The sequence below is a fragment of the Brachybacterium sp. YJGR34 genome (assembly GCF_003347015.1).
GTDB lineage: Bacteria > Actinomycetota > Actinomycetes > Actinomycetales > Dermabacteraceae > Brachybacterium.
In genome coordinates this window covers 1-20762 of record NZ_PNFB01000007.1, presented here as the reverse complement: position 1 = coordinate 20762, position 20762 = coordinate 1, and the positions used below count along the sequence as shown (strand labels likewise).

General features: G+C 65.9%; 20 protein-coding genes. 8 read left to right on the top strand and 12 right to left on the bottom strand.

Features of this window, described 5'->3' with window-relative positions; translation table 11 throughout:
* Positions 1-203: 203 nt before the first annotated feature.
* Positions 204-1391, bottom strand: a complete 1188-nt coding sequence (locus CXH06_RS08270) for a hypothetical protein (RefSeq protein ID WP_114854704.1) — start codon at positions 1389-1391, stop codon at positions 204-206.
* Positions 1392-1626: 235 nt separating this feature from the next.
* On the opposite strand from CXH06_RS08270, the gene CXH06_RS08265 reads away from it, so the two are divergent.
* Complete coding sequence (locus tag CXH06_RS08265) at positions 1627-1773, top strand: hypothetical protein (protein ID WP_198684045.1); 147 nt, start codon at positions 1627-1629, stop codon at positions 1771-1773.
* A 653-nt stretch (positions 1774-2426) separates the two neighbouring features.
* On the opposite strand, the gene CXH06_RS08260 is transcribed toward CXH06_RS08265, so the two are convergent.
* Positions 2427-2825 (bottom strand): helix-turn-helix domain-containing protein, encoded by a 399-nt coding sequence (locus tag CXH06_RS08260; protein ID WP_114854828.1) that lies wholly within the window; start codon positions 2823-2825, stop codon positions 2427-2429.
* Positions 2826-3145: 320 nt separating this feature from the next.
* Here CXH06_RS08260 and CXH06_RS08255 point away from each other — a divergent pair, with 320 nt between their 5' ends.
* The 3 genes from CXH06_RS08255 to pyrH all read left to right on the top strand — a co-directional run bounded on the left by CXH06_RS08255 (position 3146) and on the right by pyrH (position 6263).
* Positions 3146-4813: an ABC transporter ATP-binding protein gene (locus CXH06_RS08255; RefSeq protein ID WP_232820270.1), complete on the top strand. Its 1668-nt coding sequence runs from the start codon at positions 3146-3148 to the stop codon at positions 4811-4813.
* Between the two features lie 204 nt (positions 4814-5017).
* Positions 5018-5428 (top strand): ASCH domain-containing protein, encoded by a 411-nt coding sequence (locus CXH06_RS08250; RefSeq protein ID WP_232820269.1) that lies wholly within the window; start codon positions 5018-5020, stop codon positions 5426-5428.
* Between the two features lie 94 nt (positions 5429-5522).
* Positions 5523-6263, top strand: coding sequence for a UMP kinase (gene pyrH, locus CXH06_RS08245; RefSeq protein ID WP_114854701.1), 741 nt, complete (start codon positions 5523-5525; stop codon positions 6261-6263).
* Positions 6264-6375: 112 nt separating this feature from the next.
* Here the strand turns inward: pyrH and CXH06_RS08240 are convergent, their stop codons facing one another.
* The 4 genes from CXH06_RS08240 to CXH06_RS08225 form a co-directional block, all read right to left on the bottom strand.
* Positions 6376-7107, bottom strand: a complete 732-nt coding sequence (locus CXH06_RS08240) for an HAD family hydrolase (RefSeq protein WP_114854700.1) — start codon at positions 7105-7107, stop codon at positions 6376-6378.
* Between the two features lie 155 nt (positions 7108-7262).
* Positions 7263-7763, bottom strand: a complete 501-nt coding sequence (locus tag CXH06_RS08235) for a GNAT family N-acetyltransferase (RefSeq protein ID WP_114854699.1) — start codon at positions 7761-7763, stop codon at positions 7263-7265.
* Between the two features lie 440 nt (positions 7764-8203).
* Positions 8204-8671, bottom strand: coding sequence for a GNAT family N-acetyltransferase (locus tag CXH06_RS08230; RefSeq protein ID WP_157975668.1), 468 nt, complete (start codon positions 8669-8671; stop codon positions 8204-8206).
* A gap of 217 nt (positions 8672-8888) precedes the next feature.
* Entirely contained in the window at positions 8889-10139 is a 1251-nt protein-coding gene (locus CXH06_RS08225; RefSeq protein ID WP_114854697.1) for an MFS transporter, read from the bottom strand.
* A 244-nt stretch (positions 10140-10383) separates the two neighbouring features.
* Here CXH06_RS08225 and CXH06_RS08220 point away from each other — a divergent pair, with 244 nt between their 5' ends.
* From CXH06_RS08220 to CXH06_RS08205, 4 genes are all read left to right on the top strand, one after another.
* Positions 10384-10701, top strand: a complete 318-nt coding sequence (locus CXH06_RS08220; protein WP_114854696.1) for a hypothetical protein — start codon at positions 10384-10386, stop codon at positions 10699-10701.
* A 48-nt stretch (positions 10702-10749) separates the two neighbouring features.
* Entirely contained in the window at positions 10750-11376 is a 627-nt protein-coding gene (locus CXH06_RS18805; protein ID WP_369832982.1) for an N-acetyltransferase family protein, read from the top strand.
* A 228-nt stretch (positions 11377-11604) separates the two neighbouring features.
* Entirely contained in the window at positions 11605-12402 is a 798-nt protein-coding gene (locus CXH06_RS08210; protein WP_114854694.1) for a class I SAM-dependent methyltransferase, read from the top strand.
* A gap of 409 nt (positions 12403-12811) precedes the next feature.
* A complete protein-coding gene (locus CXH06_RS08205) occupies positions 12812-13819 on the top strand; it encodes a GlxA family transcriptional regulator (protein WP_114854693.1) in 1008 nt (335 codons plus the stop codon).
* A gap of 271 nt (positions 13820-14090) precedes the next feature.
* Here the strand turns inward: CXH06_RS08205 and CXH06_RS08200 are convergent, their stop codons facing one another.
* The 6 genes from CXH06_RS08200 to CXH06_RS08170 all read right to left on the bottom strand — a co-directional run.
* A complete protein-coding gene (locus tag CXH06_RS08200) occupies positions 14091-16022 on the bottom strand; it encodes a hypothetical protein (protein ID WP_114854692.1) in 1932 nt (643 codons plus the stop codon).
* 1 nt (position 16023) lies between these two features.
* The gene (locus CXH06_RS08195; RefSeq protein ID WP_232820268.1) at positions 16024-16734 is read right to left on the bottom strand and encodes an ABC transporter ATP-binding protein; all 711 of its coding nucleotides are present in this window, start codon (positions 16732-16734) and stop codon (positions 16024-16026) included.
* Entirely contained in the window at positions 16731-17294 is a 564-nt protein-coding gene (locus CXH06_RS08190; protein WP_114854691.1) for a PadR family transcriptional regulator, read from the bottom strand. Before CXH06_RS08190 ends, CXH06_RS08195 begins: the two co-directional genes overlap by 4 nt.
* A gap of 556 nt (positions 17295-17850) precedes the next feature.
* Positions 17851-18279: an HIT family protein gene (locus CXH06_RS08180; RefSeq protein ID WP_114854689.1), complete on the bottom strand. Its 429-nt coding sequence runs from the start codon at positions 18277-18279 to the stop codon at positions 17851-17853.
* A gap of 65 nt (positions 18280-18344) precedes the next feature.
* Positions 18345-20447: an excinuclease ABC subunit UvrB gene (uvrB, locus tag CXH06_RS08175; RefSeq protein ID WP_114854688.1), complete on the bottom strand. Its 2103-nt coding sequence runs from the start codon at positions 20445-20447 to the stop codon at positions 18345-18347.
* Between the two features lie 46 nt (positions 20448-20493).
* Positions 20494-20762, bottom strand: a 269-nt coding sequence (locus tag CXH06_RS08170) for a hypothetical protein (RefSeq protein ID WP_157975664.1), incomplete at its 5' end; no start/stop codon positions are given.

Here is a 20762-nt window from a genome sequence, read left to right as displayed (position 1 = left end):
CGGACACATCTGTCACCTTGAGTGCCACCCTGCGTGACAGCTACGGCACCGTAGGGTCCCCCGTCCCACAGGGTTCGAAACGGCAGTTTCATGACACTTCTGTGCCGTGGGGTACACCCCAAAGGAACGGCGGGGATGCTCCCTGCATGCAAGTGGGTGGCGCAACCCGCACCCCGACGCCGGCGGCTCTTGCTCGGCTGGGTCTAGTCCACCGCTCTTTCGAAGCACCGAATCACGGCGCGGGGGCCATGGACCGCGACGGTCAGGCTCTCCTCGTCCTCGGCCCACCAGGACAGAACGAACGCTCCGTGCGCTGAGCCGAGAAGAACCTTGCCCGTACTTTCCCGCGGCGCGTTCGCCATCTCCCGGCTCAAGGCGCCCGCGTATGGCCCGGTGATGTCGGGTGCAAGACAGGATCGAAGGGCTTTCCAGAATCTCTGGATCTGGTCGCTGTCGAAGTTTGTCGACCATTCCTGCGACGTGTCGACCTCCGCTGGTGGCACCCGGCGGCGCTCGAGTTGAAGGCGGCGATCATGTGCCCTGGTGTACTCTCTTGCCCTTCTCTCATCTCGTTCTCGGGCCTCTCGGTCGAGCCGCTCAAGGAGGTCGACGGGGGCAGACTCGGAGTTCGGGTCATGCGAGGCGTGCTCCTCGTCGCTGGGAAGCGCTGCATTCTCCGACGAGTCGAAATGGAACGGCTTCTCTCCGAGGACGGACACTAGCGGTTCCCTCCAGTCGCCCTCCAGTGGCCCCCCATCAGGCTTCAGCGTGTGCTCGGGACGGTCGGTGGCTCGGTAGACCGTGGCGCCCCGGGCAGTGGTCATGGTTAAGGGCAAGTCCCGTAACCCGGGATAGCGATCAGCGAACGCGGGACCGAAGTACTGCAACCAGTACACGCTGCCCAGACCCTCGCGGGGGTCTGGTCGGCATTGAACGTCGGGGTACCACGCGTCGAGCTTGTCGTAGAAACCCTCGGGGAAGATGCACCCGTAGCTCGCTCCGAGCGCGTCGCCAAGCTCTGCAAAGAACCCTGCCAGTCCATCTGGACCGCCAGCGGCTCGTGCCCGCTCAGGCCCAACGAAGAGAGCGAGCCGGCTGGTAGCTCGGACCACCTGCTTCGCACCGCCTGGCCCCTCGACGGCCTGCCATTCGGGGCTCAGATCTATGAACCAGGTGGCTTCCTCTTCCTGCCGGTTTGGAGCGCCGATCAGCCATAACGGCAGTTTCGGTGCTGCGAGATGCGAAACGATGCTGTCACCGACGATAGTCCGAGGCGGGTCATCGCCGATCCGTGCAGGGCGAAGAACCGGGTGCGCATCGAACACCTCTCCCAACGCAGTTCGCTTCGACACCGTCAAGTTGCCCACGCCAAAGAAAATGATGCTCAGCATTCGTGCAGAGTTCCTGCCCGACGCGTACTCCAGAAGGGATCCAACTCCGCGATAGGCAACGAAGCGTTGCATCGACTGAAGGGACCGACGCGCACGACGTCGTCACGGAGGTCCTGCGGAAAGGGAGGGGATGGGGTGTACATCCTTCCTGGAACGCTCTCCAGCGCCACAGATCGCGTGACGCAGTCGTGCGCATCAGTCCCAAGTTCGGTCGACCGCCCGTGGACCCGAGGGCGTGGATCACAAGCTCGCGGTCGCCGCCGAGGAACGTGCGAAGTGGCGCGCTGCCGAGGAGGCTGCGCATCTCGAGGCGTGGGCCCGGGCGGCGCTCTACCGCCACCAGCGCAACGCGGCTGCCCGCGAAATTATCGAGCAGGCCTGACATGGACGGGCTGCAGAAGTGGAACATACTGCGGCTCCTGCCAGCAACTAGGGCGCGCCTCGCCCATTTTGGCCTTACCGCGCGTTAAGCACTACTGTGCCGACTTTACACAGCCTCGGCAACCCCGCAACCCAATAGCTTCACTCGGAACGTGTCTTTACCATTGGTAATGAACAGTTTGCCGAAGTTCGAGTCGTCCGTGCAGTTAGGCGGAAGATGGGACTCCCTCAGCCATGACTCGACACCTCCAGGCGGGAACGCATGCAGTACATCGGAGCGGGTGGGTTCCGAATCAATATCGCTGATACATGAATGCCAATCCGAAGGATCGGGATAGTCATCAAATACCGCGAGGTCGTCACGCTCGATCCAGGCCTCATCTGAAGCGTCCAGGCAAGCCTGGAGCATACGGCTGGATATTGCGCTGCTCACGGGGCTCGAAGTGTCGTTCTCGTCGCGACCTGGCTCGTTATGTCGGGCAGTGCAGGAGACTGTAAGCAGAATTATGGCGGATAATCCCACCACGCACCGAACCGTCAGGGGTGGCCGCCTCCCCTCGATTGGAGTTGCCACACTCTGATCAGAGGCTGATGTTGACATTCCAGTCTCGCAGGCAGAAGATCGCAGAGTAGCTGTATTGGCACCGTGTAGCGCTACATCAAGGCGCAGGAGGTCGGCGATGGAGAGGCGCTGCCAGTCGTCGGGGGGCATGGACGCGACGATATAGGGCTCCAGTCGGAGTCCTCGTCCGAGAGCGCCGCGGCCGCAGCCTGGTAACCGCGTTCGATGCACCCCTCGAGTTCGGTGAGCTCGACTCTCCACTGTCCACCGCCGCCGACACGGCTCGCTCGCAGGTCGCCGGAGCGCACGAGGGCGTACGCCTGGCTGCGACTGATCGAGAGGACGTCCTGGACGTGCTCGAGGGGGCGAAGCGCCGTGCAAATGTCGCCGGCGGAGGTTGCTAGCCCTCGCCCGTGTTGCGGCGCGGGGAGGGGCTGTTCGTGTCGCTGGTGCTCATGGGATCCGTTCGGTGCTCGAGGGTCTGCTTCCATCATGCTGGCGTGCCAGCATCTGGGACTGATACACGAGTTGGTGACACCTCAACCGGACACATCTGTCACCTTGAGCGCCACCCTGCGTGACAGCTACGGCACCGTAGGCTCCCCCGTCCCACAGGGTCCGAAACGGCAGTTTCATGACACTTCTGCGCCGTGAGGTACGCCCGAGAGCGCAACTGGAGCTTTCGCCTCCGTGGGGGCCTAAGGCTTGGCATAGTGGTGGCGGTTCAGCCGACGACGGTAGCGCGGGAGCGAAGATGCAAACACTGAGTACTGTCGCCTGGCTGTCGCGGCGCTCCTTCTCCGCGGCACCGGTGATTCTCTCGTGGACAACGATCGTCTCGCTGGCGCTGGCCGCGGTCCCTGCCCTACAGGTGTTGGTCATAGCGGCACTGATCGAAGCTCTCGGCAGCACGGACCAACTCCGTGACATCGCTGGGTTGCTCCTCGTGATGGTCCTGATTGTCGGCTTCGCCCCAGCGCTCACCACAATCTGTGAGGACTTTCAGCATCGTGCGGCGCAACGCCTCCAGGCCGACCTCAACGCTTCACTAGTGCGGGAGGCGGCGCGCGTCGCACCAGCCGAGCTCGTAAACTCGTCCATCGCCTCCCGGGTCGAGCGTCACTCGCGGGCGATCGGAGAAGGGATCGCCTGGTCCTTCTCCCAGTACACGAAAGCCGTGATGGCGATGCTGTCCTCCATCGGAGTGATCGCGACCGTCTTCACGTTCAGCTGGATCGCCGGTGCGCTCACGCTGCTCGCCCTCATCCCGCCACTGATCTACTCCCGGCACCTCTCTCGCGTCTGGGAGACCCAATGGGACCACGTCAGTCCTCACTACGACCGCGAACGCTACCTGCGAGAGCTCATCGTCCGGCAACGTTCCGCCACGGAGCTGTCGAGCCTCGGCACCTCGGAACGCGTCGCGGAGATGGTCGCCGCCCGCTGGCACACCATCGACGCCATCATGGCCAGAGCGCTGCGCCCTCAAACTGTCGGCTCATCGCTCAGCGGCATCGTGGCGACGATCCTTCTTGGAGGCGCGATCGTCGCTGTCGTCATCGGAGCCCAACTCGAGTCACCGGCCGTTGCCGGTATCTACGGAGTCATGGCCGCGATGACGGCCTCAGCGGGCGCCGGCCTGAACGCCGGCCTCGCGATCGAACAGCTCCCCCTTACCTCAGGCCTACGCGACTTCCTCTCCGCCGGGCGCGCGACAAGGGTGCACCCGACCCCTAGCGACGTGCGATCCCTGCGCACTGCGGGCTTGACTCATCGATACAGCGGCCGCGATCACGACGCGATCACCGGAGTAGACATAGAGGCCTCTCGAGGAGAGGTCATCGCCCTGGTCGGCGTTAACGGCGCAGGTAAAACCACGACAGTCAACGCAATCCTGGGCCTCATCGATAACGGCACGGGAACAGTCATGATTGACGGGGAGACGCGCGGAGACCTGGGCGAGTCCGCGTGGTTAGCCCACTTCGGACTCTTAACGCAGGAGTTCGGACGGTTCGAGCTGACCGTGCGCGATGCCGTGCGACTCGGCTCGGCCCGAGAAGACGTCTCCGACGACGACGTGTGGAACGCGCTGAGATCGGCCCATGCTGCCCATATGGTGGAGGCGATGCCCGACGGACTCGACCAGCAGCTCGGCGAGCAGTGGGGCGGCGTCGGGGTCTCCGGTGGGCAGTGGCAGCGACTCGCACTGGCTCGCATCTACCTCCGCGACTCCCCGATCTGGATCCTCGACGAGCCGACCTCCTCCATCGACGCAGAGGCCGAACAGGAGATCTTCCGCGAGCTCCAGCGCACGAAACAGGGACGGATCACGGTCGTCGTCTCCCACCGAGCATGGACGCTGAAGGACATGGATCGCATCTACGTCTTCGACAACGGCAAAGTCATCGAACAAGGTAGCTACGACCAGCTCCTAGCCCTAGAGGGGCGGTTCGCTACAATCTTCGCCGAGCAGAGCTAGAAGCAGGAGTAAGGCCGTTGCGAACCTTCTCGCGCGTCTTGCTGAAGGGCGAGCTCATGGAGACCCCTGCCCCTCGCTCCCCCGTCAAAAGTTGGCACGCGCCGGCGTGGTTGGGTTCCGGCTGTGGGGAACCGGGGCCGTGGGGTGATCCCCCGTGCGGCCGCTGCCCGCCAGGTGCTCCTCGACCAGCATCCCGACTGCTCAGTGATCATCCCGCTGGACGGAGCGTTGACCACGGCGCCGGTGCGCACGCTCTTGCCGCACCCGTACAGCAACCCCAGCGCGATGCGCGAGCGAGTGGTGCGGTTCCACCCGCTCTACTACGACTCCGTGCTGGACGGCAGCGAGACGGCGACCACCCGATTCGACGAACCTTGCGCGATCGGGCCTGCATGGCTGCTCTTCGAGTTCGACGATGAGTACAAGCGCCTCCCCGGCCACATCAACTCTATCGAGCCGAAACGATTCGACCAGATCACCGATGAGGACGCCCAGCGCGAGGGTGGAACCGTCGCCGCAGACCTCCAGGCCTTGCTCCGCACCCACTACCCCACAATCCAGCCAGAATCCCGCGTGGACATCGTCCCATTCCGCGTCGAACAGGTCGGCGCCTAAGGCGTGTCTCCCATGCCTGGTGACGGCATGCTCGGAGATACTTGTCGACAATCTGGCCTTGAATCGAGGGCCGAGGTACTAGGGAGAGGGCGGCATGTCTCGCTACAAGCGCGTCGTCTTGAAGCTGTCAGGCGAGGCTCTCGCAGGCGAGAGCGGCTGGGGTGTTGAGCCTGATCGACTGGCTCACCTGAGCGATGAGGTTCTCGCGGTCCATCAGCTCGGTGTCCAGGTCGCCGTCGTGGTTGGCGGAGGGAACTACTTCCGCGGCCGGATGTCAGAAGGATGGGGCATCGGACGCGCGGAGGCTGACAACATCGGCATGCTAGGCACGGTGATGAACGCCCTCATGCTCAGAGGGGCTCTTACAGCACGGACCGACGCCGACATCCGCGTGATGACCGCGGTCCCCATGCAGTCGGTCGCGGAATCGTTCATCCGCCTCCGGGCGCTCTCGCACCTAGACCACAACCACATCGTGATCCTCGCCGGTGGGATCGGGCAGCCTTACGTGACCACCGACTACCCGTCCGTGCAGCGAGCCCTCGAGCTCGATGCCGACGCACTGTTGGTCGCGAAGCGCGACATCGACGCTGTCTACGACAAGGACCCCAACGTCCACCGCAATGCTGTGCGCTTCGATCGCCTGAGCTACGAGGACGCCGTCGCCAATGGCATCAAGGTCATGGACACCAGCGCCTTCGTTCTCGCGGGCGAGCAGGACCTCACCATGCACATCTTCGACGTGAGCCGCAAGTACCTAATGCGCCGGATCTGCGAGGGCGAGGACATCGGCACGCTTGTCAGCGCCAACCTCCCCTCTAAAGCAGACGGGTGAGCCACTCGATGATCTATCTGCATGCTCCCATCAGGGGGTGTGCGTTGGTCGATGCTGTCACGCACGAACCCAGCGTTGCTCCTCAACCTGGTTCACTGATGCCGCCCCCGCATCAACAGCGACCGTGACCGGCACTCAGACGGCCGGGGAGCACGAGATCCAGCACTCGGTGCAGCCGCTCATCAGCAGCGTCCGTGAGCGGCGGCAGCACGAGCGCCGTCATGCCCACGTCAACCGCGGCACCATCCCAGCCGCCCCGGTCGCCAACCATCAGAACATCGGATGCAGGCATGCCCATCCCTTCGAGCGCCGCCCGGAAGATCGCCGGGTCCGGCTTCGCGGCTCCCGCCTCGAACGAGAGCGTCCACGTATGGACGACGTCTGACCACGGGCGACCGTCAGGCAGCTGATGGACCGCGAACACCGGTCGCAGATCGACGTGGATGTCGCTCAGGATCCCGATGCGCACGCCGGCCGATGCAAGCTCCTGTAACAACGGCCCGACATCGTGCGCGAACTCGTTGAGAGCGACGTCTGACTCGGCTGCGTAGAGCGCCGCAGACAACTCGCCGTCGAGTCCTGCGGCCCGGAACCACTCTGCGTACGCCACGCGGTGCGCGGTGACGTCAGTATCAATCTGCGACGAGTCGACGCGAGTTCTGTCGGCGCCCCTCAGGGAGCCCAGCACATGTTCCACGACCTCGCTGTCCGCGCACCGCCCCAGGCGCCTCAGCGCCGTCTCCACGAGCCATCGGTCAGTGGGGGCGACGACGAGCGTGCCTCGCCAGTCGAGCAGGACACCCCGAAACGTGGAAGCGGGCTTGGATCCCTCGTGTGCAGTCACAACTCGACTCTATCGTCGGCGGCTATGCCCCCTATTGCACACCTCCGCGGCACGCAGCTGTCACCTGATCGCACATCGCTCTCAGGGACAATTGACCACGATCTGACGTAGAACCTCAGGCGCGTGGTGTTCCGAAGCGCTCACACGCATTCCTTCTATGGTTGGTCGCGGAGCTCCTTGAGTAGCATTTGATCGCACTCTCGGGCGTGATGAGTCGCCCCGTCGGCGTCAACCCATTCGTATTCACTGACATCTATGATCCCCGTCGGACGAAACCCCAGCCGCTCGTACAGCTTCCGTGCCCCGGGGTTATCGTCGGCCACGCCGACCGCGATGCTCCGACGGCCTCGCCGCAGCACTCTCCGCTCGGAGGCTTTGATCAGAGCTGTGCCGACACACTGCCCGCGATACTCGGGACGAACCTGCAGGTGGCAGACCTCAACAGCGTCAGGATGCGCGGCGCTCCCTTCGCCACCTTCGTACCCTGTCCAGCGGATCACTGAGGAGCCGAGCGGCTCGCCTTGGCACCCTGCAACGAGGTAGTCGTGAGAGCCGTCCTCTGCCCTCGCGGTATGAGCCTCGTGAACGCCTCCCGGGGCAGGCCAGGCTACGGTCAGAGACTTCAGATCGGCGGCACTGCAGAGTCGGACGTCCATCAACCCATTAAAGCGGCTCCTCAGAGTTCAGTGAGCACATGCCCAGGACCGCTGATGTCTTCCCTCTCTGCGGACCAGTCCGTGGCCTCGAAGACCGGACATCAGGACAGAGTCGCCCACCTGCTCCACTGCGCGCACGTGCGACTCCGAAGATCCAGTGCCGAGTCCGTCGCGGTAGGTGTCGCGTGCACGCTTCCGGGAGGCCTCCGATGTATGCGCGAGCCAGGGAACAGCTGTGCGCTCGTACCGGCGACTCGGCGTGAGCCGATCTGCACAACACACACAACCGCGTAGGTGTCCGCGTTGCTGTCCTCGCCTCTCCCGGGACGGTAACCAGATCCACGATCACAGCTTCGACCAGGGGGCCTAGTGGGGATCGAGACCACGACCAGCTATGAAGAGTGCAGAGACGTATGAGGGCATTTCTGGAGATCGGAGAGCTACCTTCTGAATGTAGCGGGATTGGGTGGGCGAACATCCTTTACGTAGAACAGAGTATCACCGTCTTGGGAGACTAGCTTGAAGCCGGTTTTTTCATACAGTCTGCGCGCGCCCACTTGGCGAGCTCTGGTATCAAGTTGGATGTGATTGCACCCGTTCTCAATGGCGCGTTCTGTCACCCCGTCGAGAAGGTGTCGACCCCAGCCGAGACCGCGAAGAGAAGGTCGCAGATACATCCGCTTGAGCATCGTGGTTTCGGCGCGAGGCTCAGTGAGTGCCGCGCTGCCGACCACTGAGGTTCCGCACTTCACGAGCAGGATGAACAGATAGTGCGACTCCGGATCGTCGAGGTCGGCATCTAGCTCAGCGTCGTAGCTGAAGCCGAACTCAGCGTGAACATCTTTGACGAGGCATGCGAAGCTCTCTTGGTCCTCTTGCTGATAGCTGGTGAGGCGAAACTCGGACATGGCCCCATCTTGGCAGCACCATCCAGAGTGCGGGCGCGTACGGCGTCTGCGACGTTGTGCTGAGGAGGTCAGCCTTCGCTGTGACGTCAAGATCATGCCCGAACGGCTCGGCCCGTGGAACGATGCTCGACCGAACGATGCGGGACTCAGGTGATCTGAACATCAGTCCCGCATACCGTTTTGCGCGCTAGATCGTTGCCGCCGCGTGAAACTGCCTTCATTCCGGGCGCGAGCTGGCTGCAGGAAGGGAATTGCGGCGTCCAGCCACTGTGAGGCCGGCTGCGATGAGTGCCAGGGGAGCCAGGAACAGCGCCGAGGATGCTGTGGCGAGTTCGATGATGACTCCGCCCGCGGTGTTGCCCACGGAGACGGCAACGAGGTTCGTGGCGACCATGGTCGTGAAAGCCACGGTGAGTTTGGAACGGGGGACGGCGGTGTCTAGCAGTGCAGACATGGCGATCCCAGCGGGTGTGCCCATTGCACCGAGAAGGAACATGCCAAGTACTGCGAGCATCGGCCAGCTGATCAACGACGCCAGGAGCGTCGCGGCGAGGGCGGCGCAAAGCAGAGATGCCAGCAGGTGCTTCCGCAGCGTCCCGGACCAGTTCCGGCTCCCGTAGACCACACCCGCAGCGAGATCGCCGAGAGCGAGGGCGCTGAACGCTGCTCCGACCAGGCCGGGACTCGTCGCATCGAGCACCGCGGGAAGCCCGACAGCCACCACTCCGATCGACACCCCAAAGCCGACCGTGCCGAAGAGCACCGTGATGTAGCCCGGGGTCAGCAAGGGGCGCTCGTCGTGGACCGGAGTCGGTGCGCGGGATGCTGCGGGCACAGCGTTTGACGACGAGAGGGAGGGCGGCGCAGGTTTGCTGGGGTGGGGCAACCGGGCCAGGCAGAGTGTGGCGGTGGCCGCGAACCCAGCGATCACGAAGAAGGCGTAGCCGCTTTCACGCAGCGAGGAGAAGGCGACGGCTGCCAAGGGCCCGACGGCCATCCCGGCCTGGAACGTCACAGCGATCGCCGCGTACAGCCTCAAGTGGAGTCTCTGGGGGTACATGCCGGGCACGGCCGCGCGCACGACACCGGTCACTGCCGGGAGCGACAAGCCGGCCAGGAAGAACAGTGCGAGGTAGACGATGTGCTGGGTCGAGTGCCACAGGGCTGCTGTGCTGAGCGCGGCACAGAACAGGGCGGTCGCTGGATAGAGCACCCGGGGTGGAGTGAACCTGTCGATCAAGCGGCCCTGGACGACGAGCCCGGCAGCGTTACCCAGAGCGAAGGCGCCGACGACAAGGGCGGCGGGGGCGTAGCTCCCCAGTCGAGCAGAGACCATCTGCAGTGCGGCCAGGTTTACTGCACCGATCGCAGTCGCGCACAGGAGGATGGCAATCAGCCCCAGGAGGCCCCGACGATGGACGCTCTTGGTCGTTGTCGATGGTGGTGAGCTTGGGGTGGAGGACGGCATAGAGGAGTCCTTGCGGTCCCCGCCCACCCGAGAGACATACTCTCTATGTCTTCAGCCTAGCAAGGTGGTCGACTCCGGAACCGCGCCCTGCGGTCCCGCCCAGGCCAAGTCAAGCCTGCCTCCAATACCCGTAGCACGGCCACGAACAAGGTGAGCAGCGCCATTGCCAGTGTTGCTGCGATCTCCTGAGTCACCTCCTCACCGTTGTGCGAGGTTCGGCCGGGGAAGAATTCTCCACTGAACGATGCTGGTCCCCGGTCCCGGTGACGGGCTGTTGCATAGCTATGTCGCGACGAAGCACGACCGCTCGGGGCAGTGGGCGCCGTTCTGCAACAGCGCGCCCCGCACCAAGGCGTCCGTCGTGCGCGACTTCGTGGACGACGAGGGCGAGCTGCACCGCAGCCTCGAGTTCGCCCGATGGGGCCTGCACCCCTTCCAGGCCAAGGACTCCGGAGAGCCGTGCGTATCCCAGCCCGAGGACGTCGACGCCGTGGCATGGCACCCCCACCTGCCCCCGAACACCACGGACTGGGCTGCTCTCGGCGCCAATCTGCTGCACTGACGAAGGCGTGACGTATCCGACCGCTTAAGACGCGTGCCGGGCTGCCGCATGGATCGCCCTGCTCTCCCGCGTTGGAAACCTCCGCCCTACCCGGCCGCGAGGGTGCATCTTCCGACTCCAGGCATCCGCATCGGAGAGACTGTTCCGATGGGACACCACGCTGATCGTGACATCACTCTTCGGCCCGGAGCTCCCTCTGACGTCGAGCAGTGCGTCGCCCTCTGGGTCGACGCGTGCGCTGTGCGCGACGGTCGATCCGTGAGTGGTGTCGCGGATCGAGCCCGGCCGAAGTTCGATAGAAGCATCGGATGGATCGTTGCGTCGAGCGGTGAAAAGGTCGAAGGATTTGTCCTGGCAACCGCCCCTGGGAGCGGCATCTCGACCGATCCCCCTGGCGCCGCGGTGGTCGGGCTGCTCGCGGTCAATCCGCACCGGCAAGCTCGCGGACTGGGGCGCACACTCCTTCGAGCTATCGCTGGACAGCTCGCTGAAGCTGGCTACAGGCAGGCGGTGCTTCACGCCCTCATCGACAATCAACCAGCACTCGGGCTCTACCACAGTGAAGGGTGGATAGCCGTGGGCGACGAGTACGAGCACTCTCTCCTGAAGAGGCCGTTGCGAACCTTCTCGCGCGCCTTGCTGGAGGACGGACTCAGGGGATCCGGAAGAGGCTGAGGCCGCGGGCGCCTTCCTCTTCCGACCGAGTGCGGCACGGACGTCCCAGGTGCTATCGCGAACCACCAGCGCAGAGTCGCGGCCTTCCAGCAGCTCTCCGTGTCGCTCAGCTCAGACGAGTCGCCGCACGTCGTGCCGGTTGATCCACCAACGAGGTTGGCTTGATCTGTACGACCGGCGTCCTTGCTGCCGCTGGTGCGAGGTGCGGAGTCGCCGTTGGGTGGTGCCATGACAGATGAACGACTAGCTGATGGACGCCACGGCGATGAAGGAAGTGCAGGCGACGCGGACTACGGGTCGATCGGCTCCGGCTACTCGCGGTACCGGCAACCCGAGCCAGCATTCGCCGACGCTGTCCGTGCCGCACTCGGTGGAGCGCGGACCCTGGTGAATGTCGGCGCCGGAGCCGGCTCCTACGAGCCCGATCACCTCGAGGTGACAGCCGTTGAGCCCAGCGCGACGATGCGAGCACAGCGTCCTGCCGGAGCGGCGCCGGCAGTGGATGCGGTCGCGGAGGATCTGCCGTTCGGCGATCGCGCCTTTGACGCCGCCCTGGCATCGTTCACCATCCATCAGTGGCGGGACCTGCGCGGTGGGCTGCGTGAGGTGCGGCGGGTGGCCCGAGGGCCAGTCGTGATCCTCACGTGTGACCCGGCTGCTCTCGAGCGCTCCTGGCTCACCGACTACGCACCCCAGATGATCGCGACGGAAGCCAGCCGCTATCCCCGGATCGCTGATGTGCGGTCGGGCCTGGGAGGAACGGTGACGGTCGAGCAGCTGCCGATCCCGCTGGCGTGCGTCGACGGGTTCTCCGAGGCCTACTACGGCCGACCCGAGGCGCTCCTGGATCCTGGTGCGCGCCGCGCGAACTCTGCGTGGAGCTTTGTGAGCGAGAACGCCGTAGAAGCCTTCGAGCGCACCCTGCGTGCGGATCTTGCCTCCGGGGCTTGGGATGGGCGCTACGGGCACCTGCGAACTCAGCCGACGTTCGACGGCTCGCTTCGCCTCATCGTGGGGCGGCCGTGAGCGATGCCGATAGGCGGCTGCGCTGGCCGGTGGCCGCGTGGTTCTGGGCCCTCCTGTACGCGGTTCTCAACCCGCTGCTCGCGGTTCTCCTGGTCATGCTCTACGAGGCGACACCGTCACAGGTCGGGTGGGCACTCGGCCTGTGCCACGTCGGCGGATTCATCGCGTCGCTGGTGACACCGGCGCTGGCAGACCGGGCCGGCGACTACCTGCATCCTCTACTCCTCTGCGCGCTGGCCGGGGTCGGCCTGGTGGCGGTACTCGCGGTGCCTACGTCACATCGCCGGCCTCGGGGGCATTCCTCATCCTTATCGTGCCGTGCACGGCGCCCCGTCCGTCATCGTCCTGCTCGTCATCCTTGGAGCCGTCCCCGTCCTGGCAGCTCAGACACGTTCGCAACGGCAGCTCGATGCACGCTAAGTTCACTTCCGTGAATACCCTCCGCGACCACCGTGTAGCGGTACTCGTCCTGGACGGAGCGAAGGCACTCGACGTCGGAATCGCGGCGCACGTCTTCGCAAAACGGCCGAGCATGCCCTACGAGGTTCGGGTCTGCGGCGAACGAGCTGGCACCGTCGACGGATGGAACGGGCTCGCCTACGCCGTCAGCCATGACCTCGAGACCCTCGCGTGGGCAGATACCGTCCTCGTTCCCGGCTACCGACACCCGGCCGACGTCACCACCCCGTCCACCGTGATCGCGGCACTTCAAGCAGCACACCAGCACGGCACCCGGATCGCCGCCATCTCCACCGGCGCCTTCACTCTCGCCGCCGCCGGCCTGCTCGATGGGCGCTGCGCGACGACGCACTGGCACTACACACGCGTCCTCCACGAGCAGTATCCGCACATCGACGTCGACGAGAACGTGCTCTTCGTCGATGCCGGACAGGTCCTCACCAGCGCCGGCGCCGCCAGCGGCATCGACCTCTGCCTGCACCTCATCAGGCGCGACCACGGCGTGACGCTCGCCAACCAGGTCGCACGACGACTCGTCAGCGCCCCTTACCGCAGTGGTGGCCAGGCGCAGTACGTTCCCCGCAGCATCCCAGAACCCCTCGGCGACGTCTTCGCAGCCACCCGCGCCTGGGCCCTCGAGCACCTCCACGAAGACCTCACGCTCACTACGCTCGCCCGGCAAGCCAACGTCTCACCCCGCACCTTCTCGCGACGGTTCACCGCCGACACCGGCATCACCCCGATGCAGTGGGTGCTTCGCGCCCGCATCGACCACGCCCGTGAACTCCTCGAGCGCACCGACCTCACCGTCACCCAGATCGCAGGAGCAACAGGACTGCGCTCCGACGCAAATCTCCGCAGGCACTTCGGAGCCATCATCGGAACCTCCCCGACCGCCTATCGAGCAGCCTTCAAAGAGGTGGGGACTGCTGCGCGACGTGGTGACGCTTCAACGTGACACATCTGCCACGTAGAGCACCACCTGCGTGACAGCTACGGCACCGTGGGCTCCCACGTCCCGCAGGGTCCGAATCGGCAGTTCCACGACAGATCTCCGCCGCGGGGTTCACCCAACTGGGGCGCGCAGCCTAGCCATGGTTGATGAACGCGCTTCCCTGGCAGTAGCGGGATTCAGCGTGTGGACCAGGAAACGCCAGGCCCGTCCCGCTGGTAGCTCCGTCGGGCGGGCGGGCCACGTTGGGCGGGCAGCCCGCGGACAGCGCCGCGAGTCAGGTCCTCCGGATGTGGTCGGATCGCAGCGGTGAGCCGATTCCGATCGACGTGAGCAATGCGATCGCCACCGACCCGCCCGCCACGGCGAGCACTGGCCCCGTGAGGCTGGAGACACCGAGGTGCGTGATCAGGCCTGGGTCCATGCCGCGATTTCCGGTCTCGACGAAGGCGACGGCGACCAGGTGCCCGATCGCCAGGGCCGCTCCCCCACCTACCACCAGCGGCAGAGCCACCTCGAGCCAGTGCGCACGGCGCAGCAGACCCACAGGGGTCCCGAGCAGGCGGAGGCGGGCGTGCTCTTGTCGGCGTCCCATTGCCAGATCGGCCGTGCCGAGCAGGAAGGCGCCCAGCCCGACGGCCAGGACCACGAGATTCAACAGGCGGATGGTGTCGATCGTGGCCTGATACGGGGCGAAGTCCTCCGCCCTCCAGCCGATATGGGCGTCTATACCTTCGGCTCTCAGCTCCGCAGGCAGGTCGGGACGCGGATCGGCGATGACCGTCGCTCGCAACCCGCCGAACTGCCAGAACTGCTCCTCGGTGAGCAGGGCCCGCGGGACGAACAGAGCCGGTGCCGGATCCGTGTCCTGCCATGCCGCGATCCCTGACTCCCGGACGAGATCGGTCTCGGAAACCTCAAGCTGCAGCACGGGACCCCCGAACCCGCCGATACTCTCGTCATATTCGGAGCTGAACAGGTCCACCGTCCCCTCTGGAGGTGTCCCGAGACCGAGCTCGCGCGCGGCCGGGATCCACGCCGCACGATCATCTCGGCAACCCTCCACCTCCGGTCGGAGGATGCGGAGCTCCTCGCACGTCGCGATCAGTGCCCGAAAGGACTCTTCCCGCGCGGCGCTTCCCTCGGCTTCGACCAACCCCTGAGCGCTGAAGACGACATTCCGGGCTCCGCCGACGCGCTCAACGGCCCCGTCGAGTTCCGCGATGGAGGCCCTGTCCGGGACCCATGCTTCGGCGACGGCCTCAACATCACGGTAGTGACGTCCGGCCTGGTAGATCGGTGTCGCAGAGAGGACGCTGATAAGCCCCTGTGCAGCAGTCGTCACCACGACGCCGATCACCAAGGCACCCAGCACCCTACCGAGCACGGCGGGTTGTGACTGCAGGCGTCGCCCTGCCACGACGGTCACCGGTGAACCGACCCTGACAAGCACGTCGGCGCTGCGCCGCACCAGCAGAGCAGGGAGCAGGAGGCTGCCCAGTGCGGCTAGGCCCGCGCCGCCGAGGAACAGTACCCCGAGCGGGACGTTGGACAGTTGCGGCAGGCTCCAGCTGAGCATCAGCATCCCCAGGCCGAGCACCAGGATCGCGGCCCGCCAGAGGCCGGGGCGGCGAGCCACGTCACCGCGAGCGCGCTCGAGGTTCTCACTGTGGGCGCGGCCGGGCGGCGTCGCGGCCCCGGCGACCAGGGACAGCGGCACTGCGAACGCGACGACGACCGCGGCCGGTGCGGCGCTCGGCGCCGGATTCATTCCGAGCAGTGCCCGCCCGGCCCAGGGCACCAGCAAGGTCCCGACAGTGATGCCTGCCACCGCCCCGACGAGCGCGGAAGGCAGGCTCTCCCCAACACCCATCACCACCTGATCCCGTCTGCGCATTCCCAGAAGGTGCAGTCGAGCTGTGCGCCGGGACCTGTCCTGCTCGGACATGCGACCGGTCGCGGCGGCGGCGGCCAGCACGGGCAGGCCGATCGCGAGGGCAACAATCCCCGGCAGGATCAGCCCGAACACGTCCGCCATCGCAATCCCCGGGGCAAGGCTGCGCGGCCGGCTCGCATCCAGCAGGGACAGCACGACGACCAGCAGCGCACAGCCGATCAGAGACACGAGGAGGGCGCTCAGCGCACGGAAGCGGCCATGGTCCGTGGCGCGCAGCGCGAGAGTGAGTCCAAGGCGCAGGGACGGCAGCATCTCAGCTCACCAACTCCCCGTCACGCATACTCACGAGACGGTCCAGGTGTGCGGCGACGCGGTTGTCATGGGTGACGACCACCAACGTCGTGCCCTGCTCCGTGACCGTCTCCATCAGCGCCTCCATCACCGTGTCGGCGGCGACCGTATCCAGAGCACCGGTGGGTTCATCCGCCAGCAGCAGCGTCGGCTGGTGGACCAGCGCACGGCCGACCGCGGCGCGCTGCGCCTGCCCACCGGAGACCTGGGCGGCCCGACGGTCTGCCACATCACTCAGTCCGAGCCGCTCGAGCATCACCTCCGATTCGGCACGGATTCGTGCCGGACGACCGCCGAGCAGCTGCAACGGGAGAGAGAGGTTCTCTCGCAGAGTGAGTTCGCCGATCAGGTCGCCGAACTGGAACACCATGCCCATACGCGCCAAGCGGAGCTGGGCGCGATCCTTCTCCCGTAGAGCACCGAGGTCCTCACCGAGCACCCGGAGCGCGCCCTCATCTGGCACCAACACACCGGCGAGTACGTGCAACAGCGTCGACTTTCCGCAACCCGACGGGCCCATCACGGCCACTTGCTCCCCAGCAGCGATCTGCAGATCGATTCCGCGCAGCGCGGGATCGGCGCCGTAGGAGACGTGGACTCCGGCCAGCTCGACGGCCATGGCGGCGTCAGACTCTGTCGCCGCGCGCTCACGTCGATCGGACGCGGCGGTCATCGTCTGCTCCCGGCGTTGTCGGTCGGCCCGCCGTCCGTCTGCCCCCACTGCACCCGCAGTGCGTCGAGCCGCTGACCGGCCTCCTGGATCCAGCGCAGATCAGCATCAAGATGCGTCAGCTCGTAGTCGAGTTGGAGCAACAACGCAGGCTCGGCGCCTCGACGGCGCGAGGTGAGCTCGCGCATTCGCACCATGTGGCTCTCGCGTTGAGCGGTGAGGACATCCTCAGCATCCCGGCCGGAGAGCAGAGCAATCGATATGCGGCTGAACAGGGTAGATGCCGCGAACGCACCCGTGGCCTGCGGTGTGTAGATCCAGGAATCCAGCTCGGTGACGCCCTCTGCCGTGATGCCGTAGAGCTTGCGCTCGGGCCCTGCACCGGTCTCCACGGTAAGGATCTCCGCCCAGCCCTGACGCTCGAAACGGGCCAGCGAGGCATAGACCTGGCCGAAGGCCAGTGGCCGCTCAGGAGCAAGCAGTTGGTCAAAGTCCTGTTTGAGTGAGTAGCCGTAGGCCGGCGACCGGTCCAGCAGTCCCAGCAAGGCGTGCGCGGTGCTCATGTGGTCACTATACATCTAGTGTATACGCACAGTGAGTACAGGCGTTGGAGGAGCCTTCCGATCTGCGCCCGCTCGCCCAGCGAGCTCGAGCTCCCTGCGAGCAACGCTTGGAGAGACTGCTGCACTAATCGGTGACACCACCGCGTGACGTTCTGGTCGGACCCTGACACGGCGGGGGCGCACCGTTGTGTTTGCTCGTGCTGGACCCGATCCGGGTTCCGTTCCTCGCCCCAGGGCGTCCGCGCACCCGGCCCGACTCGTTTCTGGCTGACCGGACCCTCTTCTCTCGGACGATCCGCTCGAATCTACGGCTACGAGGCATCATCGCGGTCATCCCCGAGTCCAGGGACCAGCAACGTCGCCGCAAGCGAGGTGGCTGCCGAGGCGGGCGACCAGTCACCTACTTCTCCGACGCCAACCAGGGCCGCAATGCCGTCGCACGTTCCTTCAACGCCCTGAAGAACTGGCGCGGCCCCGCAACTCGCTACGTCAATCTCACCGTCGTCTGACAACGCGGCGCCGTGCTGGTCGCCGTCCCAACGTGCCCGCGATCGCTTCAAAGTCCGAGCGCGTCGCGGAGTGCTGCAGCGTGAGCGTCGAGTTCCGAGCGCTGCGGGTTCGAGCCCCATCTGGCCTCGATCGTGAAGCCATCGTTCTCGAAACGCGGGAAGACATGCAGGTGCGAGTGGAACACCTCCTGGGACGCGGCTTCACCGTCGGCATAGAACAGGTTGACGCCGTCGCATCGCAGCGACGACTGCCGAAGAGCTCCCGCCACCGATCGGGCCACGGCGAACATCTCGGCGGCGATCTCCTCGTCCAGATCTCCCAGCCCCGGCAGATGCGCCTTGGGCACGACCAAGACGTGACCTTCCGTGACCGGGTCCACGTCCATGAACGCAAGGACCGTGGATGACTCGAACACGACGGAGGCATCGAGCTCCCGTGCGGCGATCAGGCAGAAGACACAGCCGTCGGTGGTCATCGGCCCAGGATCGCACGGGGCCGCGTCGTCGCGGGAGAGCGTGCTTCGACGAGAGCTCGCGCGCCCTAGGACCGCTGCACGGCGCGCAGTTCCTTCTTCAGCTCCTGCACCTCGTCGCGCAGACGGGCGGCGACCTCGAAGTTCAGGGATTCGGCCGCCTGGTGCATCTGGGCGGTCATCTCGTCGATCATGCCGGTCAGCGAGCCCACGGGATCCTCGCCGAGGTCGACGGTGCGGTTGTTGACGGCGTCGACCGCGTTGGCGCGAGCGCGGTCCCGGGCCACGCGATCCTTGCCGGTGCGGTAGTCGGTGGCCATGAGGGTGTCGGTGTCGATGTCCTCACGGGCGAGCATGTCGGTGACGTCGGCGATGCGCTTGCGCAGCGGGGTCGGGTCGATGCCGTGCTCGGTGTTGTAGGCGATCTGCTTCTCACGGCGCCGGTTGGTCTCGTCGATCGCGGACTGCATCGAGTCGGTGATCCGGTCGGCGTACATGTGCACCTGACCTGAGACGTTGCGGGCGGCGCGGCCGATGGTCTGGATCAGCGAGGTGCGCGAACGCAGGAACCCCTCCTTGTCCGCATCGAGGATCGCCACCAGCGACACCTCCGGCAGGTCCAGGCCCTCACGCAGCAGGTTGATGCCCACCAGCACGTCGAACTCCCCCAGGCGCAGCTGGCGCAGCAGCTCGATGCGCCGCAGCGTGTCGACGTCGGAGTGCAGGTACTGCACTCGCACTCCGTTCTCCAGCAGGAAGTCCGTGAGGTCCTCGGCCATCCGCTTGGTCAGGGTGGTCACGAGCACGCGCTCGTCGCGCTGGACTCGCTTCTCGATCTCCTCGCGCAGGTCGTCGATCTGGCCCTTGACGGGCTTGACGATCACCTCGGGGTCCACCAGGCCCGTCGGCCGGATGATCTGCTCGACCACGCCGTTGGCGCGTCCCAGCTCGTACTCGGCGGGAGTCGCCGAGAGGTAGACGGTCTGGCCGGTGCGCTCGGTGAACTCGGAGAAGGTCAGCGGGCGGTTGTCCAGGGCGCTGGGAAGTCGGAAGCCGAAGTCGACCAGGGTGCGCTTGCGGGAGCGGTCCCCCTCGTACATCGCGCCGATCTGCGGGACGGTCACGTGGGACTCGTCGATGACGAGCAGGAAGTCCTCGGGGAAGTAGTCCATGAGGGTGTTCGGCGCGGTGCCCGGGGCGCGGCCGTCGAGATGGCGGGAGTAGTTCTCCACGCCGTTGGTCGACCCCATCTGGCGCAGCATCTCGAGATCGTGCGTGGTGCGCATCCGCAGTCGCTGCGCCTCGAGCAGCTTGTCCTGCCCCTCGAGCTCCTCGAGCCGCTCGGCGAGCTCGACCTCGATCGAGTCGATCGCCCGGGACAGCCGCTCGGGGCCGGCGACGTAGTGGGAGGCGGGGAAGATGTGGATGTGGTCCTCCTGGCGGATCACCTCCCCCGTCATCGGGTGCAGGGTGTACAGCGCATCGATCTCGTCGCCGAAGAACTCGATGCGGATCGCGAGCTCCTCGTACATCGGGATGATCTCCACCGTGTCGCCGCGCACCCGGAAGGTGCCGCGCTCGAAGGCGACGTCGTTGCGGTCGTACTGCATGTCGACGAACCGGCGGAGCAGCTCGTCGCGGTCCAGCTCGTCGCCGCGCGCGAGCTGCACCATGCGGTCGACGTACTCCTGCGGCGTGCCCAGGCCGTAGATGCAGGACACCGAGGAGACGACCACCACGTCGCGCCGGGTCAGCAGCGAGTTGGTGGCGCTGTGGCGCAGACGCTCGACCTCGGCATTGATCGAGGAGTCCTTCTCGATGTAGGTGTCCGACTGCGGGACGTACGCCTCAGGCTGGTAGTAGTCGTAGTAGGAGACGAAGTACTCCACCGCATTGTGCGGCAGCAGCTCACGGAACTCGGCGGCGAGCTGGGCGGCGAGGGTCTTGTTGTGCGCCATGATCAGCGTGGGCCGCTGCACCTGCTCGATGAGCCAGGCCGTGGTGGCGGACTTGCCGGTGCCGGTGGCCCCCAGCAGCACCACGTCCTGCTCGCCGCTGTTCAGACGTTCGGTGAGCTGCGCGATCGCTTCCGGCTGGTCACCCGAGGGCTTGTACTCGGAGACCACCTCGAAGGGGTGCTCGGCGCGGACGAGATCGGTGACGGGACGCATGGCACGAGCCTACGACCCGGGTGCGACTTTCGGCAGGACGGCGGTGTCAGGCGGCGAGGTCGAGGAGGTTGTGGAGGAGGGCGTCGACGCAGTCGGCGAGGTGGAAGCCGTACCCGCCAGTCGCTGCGGCGATCCGCTCCGGGTCGCCCGACGGCTCGGGCGGACGGGGACGGGAGAGGGTGAGGTGCTCGTGATCGGCGGGCCAGCGTGCCTGGACCGGCACTCCCTGCGCATCGAACACGCCGAAACGACTGCCCAGCGGAGTCGCCGGGCTGATCGGGACGAGACGGAGCCCGCCCTCGTGGACCATCACAT